At 63.9% G+C, this 9,257-nt stretch carries 9 protein-coding genes; 1 reads left to right on the top strand and 8 read right to left on the bottom strand.

The features are described from left to right. Window positions 1-561 precede the first annotated feature (561 nt). From galU to cmk, 8 genes are all read right to left on the bottom strand, one after another. Window positions 562-1,440, bottom strand: a complete 879-nt coding sequence (galU, locus tag AC1DJN_RS18010; protein ID WP_025875017.1) for a UTP--glucose-1-phosphate uridylyltransferase GalU — start codon at window positions 1,438-1,440, stop codon at window positions 562-564. Beyond that, entirely contained in the window at window positions 1,437-3,350 is a 1,914-nt protein-coding gene (locus AC1DJN_RS18005) for a polysaccharide biosynthesis protein (protein WP_032977567.1), read from the bottom strand. The genes galU and AC1DJN_RS18005 overlap by 4 nt, the downstream gene beginning before the upstream one ends. Window positions 3,351-3,365: 15 nt before the next feature. Then, window positions 3,366-4,343, bottom strand: a complete 978-nt coding sequence (locus tag AC1DJN_RS18000) for an MraY family glycosyltransferase (protein WP_442252135.1) — start codon at window positions 4,341-4,343, stop codon at window positions 3,366-3,368. A gap of 3 nt (window positions 4,344-4,346) precedes the next feature. Next, the gene (lapB, locus tag AC1DJN_RS17995) at window positions 4,347-5,525 is read right to left on the bottom strand and encodes a lipopolysaccharide assembly protein LapB (RefSeq protein ID WP_032977571.1); all 1,179 of its coding nucleotides are present in this window, start codon (window positions 5,523-5,525) and stop codon (window positions 4,347-4,349) included. A gap of 6 nt (window positions 5,526-5,531) precedes the next feature. Continuing rightward, entirely contained in the window at window positions 5,532-5,816 is a 285-nt protein-coding gene (locus AC1DJN_RS17990; protein WP_442252134.1) for a hypothetical protein, read from the bottom strand. A gap of 77 nt (window positions 5,817-5,893) precedes the next feature. Further along, window positions 5,894-6,199, bottom strand: coding sequence for an integration host factor subunit beta (locus AC1DJN_RS17985; protein WP_005409286.1), 306 nt, complete (start codon window positions 6,197-6,199; stop codon window positions 5,894-5,896). Between the two features lie 89 nt (window positions 6,200-6,288). After that, window positions 6,289-7,974, bottom strand: coding sequence for a 30S ribosomal protein S1 (rpsA, locus tag AC1DJN_RS17980; protein ID WP_025875032.1), 1,686 nt, complete (start codon window positions 7,972-7,974; stop codon window positions 6,289-6,291). A gap of 201 nt (window positions 7,975-8,175) precedes the next feature. Next, window positions 8,176-8,853, bottom strand: coding sequence for a (d)CMP kinase (gene cmk / locus AC1DJN_RS17975; protein WP_025875034.1), 678 nt, complete (start codon window positions 8,851-8,853; stop codon window positions 8,176-8,178). A 197-nt stretch (window positions 8,854-9,050) separates the two neighbouring features. Between cmk and ykgO the strand changes: the two genes are divergently transcribed. After that, window positions 9,051-9,176 carry a type B 50S ribosomal protein L36 gene (gene ykgO / locus AC1DJN_RS17970; RefSeq protein ID WP_005409283.1) on the top strand — a complete coding sequence of 42 codons (126 nt, stop codon included), beginning with the start codon at window positions 9,051-9,053 and terminating at the stop codon, window positions 9,174-9,176. Window positions 9,177-9,257 lie beyond the last annotated feature (81 nt).

Raw genomic sequence — 9,257 nt, 5'->3', positions numbered from 1 at the left:
GCCCGGGACACGCCGTGAACCCATCCATGGGGGCTCGATGGCGCCATCCATGGCGCCAACGGTCCCGAGCAGCCCTGCCAACCCGGCCCTTCCAGCCTCCCCGCGGCGGAAGGATGAGAAGAGGCAAGAGCAGTAGATCCACGCCATGCGTGGATGCTCCGGAAACGAAAAAAGGCAGCCATCGGCTGCCTTTTTCGTTTCTGCCCTGCTCTTGATTCCGCCCTTCCCGTCCGCGCCCGCAGGAAACCAGGCTGGCGGGATGGGTGGGCCTTTGCAGGACCGTTGGCGCCATGGGCCCGAGGCATGCCTCGGGCGGGTTGGGCAGGACGCCCAACCCCGGTCTTGCCGTGTGCGCAGGACAGCGCACACGAGCAAGGCGCCATCGAGCCCCCATGGGTGAGGGCGCTTTGCTTGCGAAGCACTGCTTCGCAAGCGCCCGAACGCACAGCCGTCAGCGGCTGGGCCGGACCGCGGAGCGGGGTTTACGGYGTGTCCTGCAGCGGCCTGCCTGCGCCTCCCCCAGCTATGCAGGAAGGCGCTGCCGGAGCGCTCGAAAAACCCTTACTCCGCCAGCATCGCCGCCAGCTTCTCGCGCGCCGGGCCGGCCAGCTTCGGGTTGTCCAGCGCGAAGCGGATCGTCGCCTCGACCAGCCCCAGGTGGGTGCCGCAGTCGAAACGGGTGCCCTCGAAACGATAGGCATCGACCTCGTCGGTCTTCAGCAGTTCGGCGATCGCATCGGTCAACTGGATCTCGCCACCGGCACCGGTGCGGGTCTGCTCGAGCAGCTCGAAAATCTTCGGGCTCAGCACATAGCGCCCCACCACTGCCAGGTCACTCGGTGCGTCTTCCGGCTTGGGCTTCTCCACGATCTGCGAGATACGCCCCTTGCGGCCGTCGAACGCCTCGGTGGCGACGATGCCGTAACTGGCCGTCTTGTCGTGGGGCACGTCCTCCACGGCGATGACGCTGGCACCACTGGCCTCGTTGAGGTCGGCCATCTGCTTCAGCGCACCCGCGCCGCGGTTCCAGATCAGATCGTCGGGCAGCAGCACGGCGAACGGCTCGTCACCGATGACCGCCTTGGCGCACAGCACCGCATGGCCCAGGCCCAGAGCCTCGGCTTGGGTGACGAAGATCGCGCGCACGCCTTCCGGCAGCACATGGCGGATCAATTCGAGCTGCTCGTGCTTGCCCGCGCGCTCGAGCTTCTGCTCCAGCTCGTAGGCCTTGTCGAAATAGTCGGCGACGGCGTGCTTGTAACGGTTGGTGATGAACACCAGGGTGTCACAGCCTGCTTCGATCGCCTCATCCACGGCGTACTGGATCAGCGGCCGATCGATGATCGGCAGCATCTCCTTCGGCACCGTCTTGGTCGCCGGAAGAAAACGCGTGCCCAGACCCGCTACCGGGAATACCGCCTTGCGAATGCGCTTGCTCATTGGTGCCTGTTGGCCTCACGTGCCGGAAAGGGCACAACCTTAGCGGATGAAATGTAAGCATCCTGTTCGATTGGCGAGAATTCCGGCATGGTCGCAAACAGGATTTCCTGGATCGTATCGATGTCGTACCGGGCAATGGCCTCGCGCAGCTTCGGCACGTTGCCCAGCACGATGTCCCGCGAGAACGAACGGACGCCGGCCTCGAGGATCTTCGGGTGCGCGGTCGGCCGGTAGTCCTCGTCGGAATAGAACAGCGTCTCGTGCAGCTTCTCGCCTTGGCGCAGGCCGGTATAGATGATCGGAATTTCCTTGTAGGGCTGCTTGCCCGCCAGCCGGATCATCTGCTCGGCCAACACCCGGATCGGCACAGGCTCGCCCATGTCCAGGGTGTAGATCGCGCCGTGCGACGCCGACGCGGCCGCCTGCAGGATCAGCTGGCACGCCTCGGGAATGGTCATGAAATAGCGGCTGACCTCCGGGTCTGTCACCGTGACCGGGCCGCCCTTGAGGATCTGCTCGCGGAACAGCGGCACCACGCTGCCGGCCGACGCCAGCACGTTGCCGAAACGCACGGTCACGAAACGGGTGTGCGTGGACTTCTGGTCCAGACTCTGGCAGATCATCTCCGCATAGCGCTTGCTGGCGCCCAGCGCATTGACCGGGTCCACCGCCTTGTCGGTCGAGATGAACACAAAGTGCTCGACGTGGGCTTCCAGGCAGGCGCGGGCCACGTTCTCGGTAGCCAGGATGTTGTTGCGCACGGCTTCACGCAGCTGACGCTCCAGCACCGGCACGTGCTTGTAGGCAGCCGCATGGAAGGCGGTGTCGACCGGGTGCAGCGACAGCGCGTGGCGGATCACCGCGGGATCGCCACAGTCACCGAGCACCGCTTCGATCTCGACATCGGGGAAGCTGCGGCGCAGCTCGCCCTCGATGGTCAACAGCAGCAGCTCACTGATCTCCAGCAGCACGATACGACCGGCACCATGGCGCGCGCACTGGCGGCACAACTCGGACCCGATCGAGCCACCGGCACCGGTCACCATCACCGTGCGCCCGCCCAACCAGCCACGGATGAGGTTCCAGTCCGGCATGATCGGCTTGCGGCCGAGCAGATCTTCGATCGCCACTTCCTTCAGCTGCCCCGGCAGCGACTGCCCCTGCAGAATGTCGCTGAGCTTGGGCACCGTGCGGAACGGAATGCCGGTGCTCTCGCAGATGGCCACCACGCGCTGCATGCCGACGGCATCGAGCGAAGGCATGGCAATCACCAGCAGCTTGGCTGCAGTCTCGCGGGCCACTGCTGGTGCATCGTCCAGCGTGCCCAGGATCGGCAGGCTCTGCAGCTTGGCCCCTCGCAGGTGCGGCGCATCATCGAGCAGGCCGACCGGCTCGAAATTGCCGGACCGGCGCAGGTCGCGCACCAGGGTCTCGGCGGCCTGTCCGGCGCCGAGAATCAGCACCCGGCGCGCGGTCGAATCGGACTGCAGCGACTGGTAGTCCTTCCACGCGCGGTACAACAGGCGCGGCGCGCCCAGCAGTGCCGACAGCGCGAACGGATAGATCACCAGCACCGACATCGGCACGCCGTTGAAGCGCTTCCAGGCCAGTACCAGAACAATGGCGATCAGGCCGATGAAGCTGGCCTTGAAGATGTTCAGCAGGTCGCTGACGCTGGCAAAGCGCCACAGCCCGCGATAGAGGCCGATACGCCAGAACACCAGTCCCTGCAGTGCCAGCACCAGCGTGGTGTCCACGTTCCACAAGGGCAATGCAGGAGCGTCGGCCAGAATCGAGTAACGACCTGCGTGCAGCAGCTGCCAACAGGCCCATACCATGAACAAGTCGTGGCAGACGATGGCCGTACGCGGCATCAGGCCGAGGATTCTGTCCCGCCAAGGTGAAGACATAGATCGAGTAATTCCTTATCGGTGGCGCAATCCATTGCGCAGGAGGAGCCACAGCAGGGTCAGCGCGGCAAACCACGCGACCGCTACGACAGCCTCCCACCTCGGCTGCAAATTGGTGCAGATATTGAACACTGTAATACTGAACAGGCCCAAAACAAAGTACATCCCTGTCACCTGGGCATGGCTGGCTCCTGCCTGCACCGCGCGCTGGTAGACATGCTGGGTGTGGGGTTCCATCCAGCGTTGCCCGGAAAGCATGCGCGCCAACAGCGTGAAGCCCGCGTCCACAAGAAATGCAGACAACGGCAGCAACAACAGGATCCAGTTGATGTCGGTGTGCACTGCCGCGACGGCCAGCACCACCGCCACCGCATAGCCGAGGGCGCCACTACCGACATCACCCATGAAGATCCGCGCCTGCGGGAAATTGAATGGCAGAAAACCCAGGCAGGCCAAGCCGAGAACAACGGCCACCAGCGAATAGGGCCAGGGCAGCACGGTGGCAAAGCCCAGCGCAACGATGACGGCCTGGCTGCTGGCAATCCCGTTGATGCCATCCATGAAGTTCCAGATGTTGATCAGCGAGGCGGTGAAGAACAGCACCAGCAGGCTCAACAGCCAGCTACCCCCGTGCATCTTGACCAGCCCTGCCAGCAAGACAGCGGCGAGGAAATGCACCAGCAAACGGCGCATGGCTGGCAGCGGCCGATGGTCATCCCACCAGCCGATGCCGGCAACCAGCAGCAGGCCAAGGCTGGCAACAGCCAGGCTGGGCGCGGCGTCCGGCCAGAAAAAAGCGGCCACGGCCGCAGCAACCAGCAGACTGATCACGATGGCGATGCCACCACCGCGAGGAGTTGCGACACTGTGGCTGCGGCGCTCGCCGGGCTGATCCAGCAGCTGCCTGCGCAGCGCATACACACGCGCCGCCCAGGTCAACCCCGCGCTGAGCAGGGCCAGGCCCAGCAGCGCGGCCATCACAAGCCACGGCATGGTTCAGAGCACCGCGTAATTCAACAGCGGCTTGACCGTGCCCCACTCCTTGCAGCTCGGGCATTGCCAGTGGTGGGTACGCGCGCCGAATCCGCAGCGTGTGCAGCGGTAGGCGGGATTGCGCACCAGCAACTGATCGGTGATGTGCTTGAGGTCGTGCAGGGTCGCGGTGGAATCTGCGCCCTCGGCCAGGGTGAGGTCGATCAGCGCCGATTCGCCACGCACCGATGGGCGATCCTTGAGCTGGCGGCCGAGGTAGGCGCGGGCAGGTGCAACACCCTCCTGCTCTTCCATCAGGCGGGTCAGCGCCAGCACCGGGGCGATGCCGCGGTAATGTTCGGTCATCTCGGACAGGAACGCGCGCGCGCCGCCCAGGTCGCCGACCTTGCGGTAGTTTTCCATCAGCGCCGGCAGCACTTCCGGCAGGTACTCCGGATCGTTGCGGGCGGCACGCTCGAAGGCACGCACGGCGGCCTCGGCGTTGCCTGCATCGGTTTCCAGGCGCCCCTCGATGATGCCGGCACGGACCGACATGGCATCAGCCTGGTAGGCGCGGGCGATGGCCGCCCTCGCCTCTTCCAGCTTGCCAGCGCCACGGAAGCGCTCGGCGAGCTCGCATTCGAACTGCCCGATCAGCTTGCCCATCGGCTCGCCGGTGACATCCTCGAAGCGGGTAGCGTTGTCGATCGCCTTTTCCCAGTCGCGCTCGGCCTGGTAGATGCCGATCAGGTGCTTGAGCGCCTGCGGTGCGCGCTGGTCCAGCTGCGCCAGTTCGGTGAACACGGTTTCGGCACGGTCCAGCAGGCCAGACTTCATGTAGTCCTCGCCCAGTGCCAGCAGCGCCTGCACGCGCTGCGCGTCGCTCAGGTCCTGGCGGTTGACCAGGCCCTGGTGCAGACGGATCGCGCGGTCCACTTCACCACGGCGACGGAACAGATGGCCCAGCGCGACCTGGGTCTCAAAGGTTTCCTTGTCCAGCTCGGCGATGTGCAGGAACAGTTCGATGGCCTTGTCCGGCTGCTCGTTGAGCAGGTAGTTCAGGCCACGGAAATAGGTGCTGGACAGGTGGCTGACCTGATTGTCACCGTGGCGTTGACCACCGCGGCGTCCGATCACCCAGCCGGCCAGAGCCGCCAACGGAAGACACAGGAAGAACCAGAACCACTCGGAAACGAATTCCATCGTCGATCAACGTCCATCAAAAGATTGGGAGGGGGCGACCGGCGCCGACGGCGCAGCCGCCGACTTGCTGGCACGTCGCAGCTGGCTGTAGAGCGGAATGACCACGCTCACCAGCACCAGGCCAGCGCCGACCACGACACCGATCAGCAGAGCGGCGATCAGCGCCACGCCGACGGACGTGTTCAATTGGGTAAACAGCAGGTTGATCGACATGGCCGTCATGTTGACCGCACCGATGATCAGACCAAGGATCAGAACCGCCAGCAGGACCAGCAGACGAAAAACTTTCATGCGACAGCTCCATTGGCAGGAGGCCGTAGCTTATCCGACTCGTGGTGGGATTCGCACGAAGTCGCGCGACGGATGGCTCAGGCCGGATCTGCGTCCAGCGGCAGCACACTGCTGACCCGCTCGCGCAATTCCTTGCCTGGCTTGAAATGAGGGACATGCTTGCCCGGCAGGGCAACCGATTCGCCGGTCTTCGGGTTGCGCCCCAGGCGCGGCGGACGGTAGTGCAGCGAAAAACTGCCAAAGCCGCGGATCTCGATGCGATCGCCGGCCGACAGTGAGCCCCCCATCATTTCCAGCAATGATTTGACCGCCAGATCGACATCATCGGCCTTCAGGTGCGCCTGCCGGCGCGCAAGGATTTCGATCAGTTCGGATTTGGTCATTACCGGCTCACATCAGGGGCATCTCAGCCTGAAACGGCCCGGGCAGTGCCCGGGCCGTCCAGGAAACAACGAACAGCGTAAGGCCGATATTACTCGGACTTGTTGCCGTTCAGCTGTGCACGCAGCAGCGCGCCCAGCTGGGTGGTGCCGCTGGAAGCCGAAGAGGACTGGTATTCCTCCAGCACTTCGCGCATTTCCGCGTCGTCCTTGGCCTTGATCGACAGCTGCAGGGTACGACCCTTGCGATCCATGCCCACGAACTTGGCTTCAACCTTGTCGCCGACCTTCAGGTGCTGGGTCGCGTCGTCAACACGCTCGTTGGCGATGTCGCGAGCTGCAACATAGCCTTCGATGCCGTCGGACAGCTCGATGATCGCGCCCTTGGCGTCGACTTCCTTCACCACGCCTTCGACCTTGGAGCCCTTCGGATTGGTCGCCATGTACTGGCCGAACGGATCCTGCTCCAGCTGCTTGACGCCCAGCGAAATGCGCTCGCGCTCCGGATCGACGGCCAGGACGACTGCGTCCAGGTTGTCGCCCTTCTTGAAGTTGCGAACGATGTCTTCGCCAGTGGTCGCCCAGCTGATGTCGGACAGGTGAACCAGGCCGTCGATGCCGCCGTCCAGGCCGATGAAGATGCCGAAGTCGGTGATCGACTTGATCTGGCCCGACACCTTGTCACCCTTCTTGTGGGTGGCAGCGAAGGTTTCCCACGGATTGGCGGCAACCTGCTTCATGCCCAGCGAGATGCGGCGACGCTCCTCGTCGACGTCCAGGACCATGACTTCAACTTCGTCACCGACCTGCACAACCTTGGACGGGTTGACGTTCTTGTTGGTCCAATCCATCTCGGAAACGTGCACCAGACCTTCGACGCCCGGCTCGATTTCGACGAATGCGCCGTAATCGGTGACGTTGGAGACCTTGCCGAACACGCGGCTGTTGGCCGGGTAACGACGGGCGATGTTATCCCACGGATCTTCGCCCAGCTGCTTCAGGCCCAGCGAAACGCGGTTGCGCTCGCGGTCGAACTTCAGCACGCGCACGTCCAGCTCGTCGCCGACRTTSACGACTTCGGACGGATGGCGCACGCGCTTCCATGCCATGTCGGTGATGTGCAGCAGGCCGTCGATGCCGCCCAGGTCCACGAATGCGCCGTAATCGGTCAGGTTCTTGACGACACCCTTCAGGATCGCGCCTTCCTGCAGCTTGTCCATCAGCTGCTCGCGCTCTTCCGAGTGCTCGCTTTCGACGACAGCGCGGCGCGAGACCACGACGTTGTTGCGCTTGCGGTCAAGCTTGATGAGCTTGAATTCCAGCTCCTTGCCTTCCAGGTAGGCCGGATCGCGCACGGGGCGCACATCGACCAGGGAACCCGGCAGGAAGGCGCGGACATCCTTGATGTCCACGGTGAAACCACCCTTGACCTTGCCGCTGATGCGACCGGTGATGGTTTCGTTCTTTTCCAACGCTTCTTCCAGCTCGTCCCACACCATCGCGCGCTTGGCCTTCTCGCGCGACAGGACGGTTTCACCGAAGCCGTTCTCGATCGAGTCGAGGGCGACCTTGACGATGTCGCCTTCGGCAACATCGATTTCGCCAGCGTCGTTACGGAACTGTTCGATCGGCACGATGCCTTCCGACTTCAGCCCGGCGTTGATCACCACGACGTCGCCGCGGACTTCAACAACGGTACCGCTGACGATGGCGCCCGGCTTCAGCTTGGCCAGGTTGGCCTGGCTGGCTTCAAACAGTTCGGCAAATGATTCGGTCATTAGATTTACTCTGTTGGACACATGGGTCGGTTGGCTTCCCTTCAGGGAATGGCTACCGCCCGCCTGTTGGTCGACCCCGGAAATGCAGGTCGTGTGTGGAAGTAGGAAAACCGCCACGCATCATTGCGCGACGGAGCTTTTACAGCACTGCAGATGCGCGACCTCCACCGATGCTGCTGGCAGAGCTCCCGCGCGAACGGATCAGGCAGCCGGAACCGGAAGCAGATCCATCACTCTGGCAACGACATCTTCGATGCCGATGCCTGTGGTGTCGATGAGGACAGCATCGTCTGCCGGCTTCAGGGGCGCCACGGTACGCTGAGCATCACGGGCGTCGCGGGCCATGATCTCGCGCAGGAGGTCTTCAAAGTTAACAGAAACCCCCTTGTCTTTCAACTGCTTATGCCGGCGCTCGGCGCGCTCCTCGGCACTGGCGGTCAGGAAGACCTTGTAGGGGGCGTCCGGGAAGATCACCGTACCCATGTCGCGGCCGTCGGCAACCAGCCCCGGCTCCATCCTGAATGCGCGCTGGCGCTCCTTCAGGGCGGCCCGGACCTCGGGGATGGCGGCAATCGCCGACGCCAGCGCCCCGGTGGTCTCCAGCCGCAGCTCGTCGGTGGCGTCGGTGCCATTGACCAGGACCCGCATGCCATCGCCCTGCTCGACGAACTGGACATGCGTATCAAAGGTGCAGCGCACCAGCGCGGAAGCATCGGAGGTGTCGATGTCGGCCCAGCTGGCCGCCACGCCGACCGCGCGGTACAGAGCACCCGAATCCAGGTAGTGCCAGCCCAACCGGCGCGCCACGATGCGGCTGATGGTACCCTTGCCGGCCCCTGACGGGCCGTCGATGGTCAGGACGGGAACGAGTGGATTCATGGGGGTCCTTGCGCGTGTGAAGGGGGCATTCTAGCCCCTGCCGGACACCCCGCAACGGGCCTTTTGTGCAACCACTTGAAACCATGGGGAAAAGCCCGGTAGAATGGCGGGCTTGAACGAGCGTCCACTGCCGATTGTCTTTCGCATATCGCGGCCACGCTCCACCCGAACAACTACTGTTTACGCCGAGGTATGCCATGAAAGTTCTGTCCTCCCTGAAGTCGGCGAAGGCCCGTCACCGTGACTGCAAGGTCGTGCGTCGTCGTGGCAAGATCTTCGTCATCTGCAAGTCGAACCCGCGTTTCAAGGCGCGTCAGCGCTAAGCCCAACGGTCCTTGTGACCGCGGCTGGCCCCACGCGGGGCCGACCCGATGCAAAAAACCGCCTTCGGGCGGTTTTTTTTG

Source organism: Stenotrophomonas sp. 05L414_2, from assembly GCF_056397905.1.
The sequence above is the reverse complement of the archived record's forward strand: the minus strand, read 5'-3'. Positions and strand labels throughout refer to the sequence as shown.

Bases quoted from the DNA above. Each gene is read 5' to 3' on its own strand.
- galU (WP_025875017.1), bottom strand. From the start codon at position 1,440: ATGAGCAAGCGCATTCGCAAGGCGGTATTCCCGGTAGCGGGTCTGGGC.
- AC1DJN_RS18005 (WP_032977567.1), bottom strand. From the start codon at position 3,350: ATGTCTTCACCTTGGCGGGACAGAATCCTCGGCCTGATGCCGCGTACG.
- AC1DJN_RS18000 (WP_442252135.1), bottom strand. From the start codon at position 4,343: ATGCCGTGGCTTGTGATGGCCGCGCTGCTGGGCCTGGCCCTGCTCAGC.
- lapB (WP_032977571.1), bottom strand. From the start codon at position 5,525: ATGGAATTCGTTTCCGAGTGGTTCTGGTTCTTCCTGTGTCTTCCGTTG.
- AC1DJN_RS17990 (WP_442252134.1), bottom strand. From the start codon at position 5,816: ATGAAAGTTTTTCGTCTGCTGGTCCTGCTGGCGGTTCTGATCCTTGGT.
- AC1DJN_RS17985 (WP_005409286.1), bottom strand. From the start codon at position 6,199: ATGACCAAATCCGAACTGATCGAAATCCTTGCGCGCCGGCAGGCGCAC.
- cmk (WP_025875034.1), bottom strand. From the start codon at position 8,853: ATGAATCCACTCGTTCCCGTCCTGACCATCGACGGCCCGTCAGGGGCC.
- ykgO (WP_005409283.1), top strand. From the start codon at position 9,051: ATGAAAGTTCTGTCCTCCCTGAAGTCGGCGAAGGCCCGTCACCGTGAC.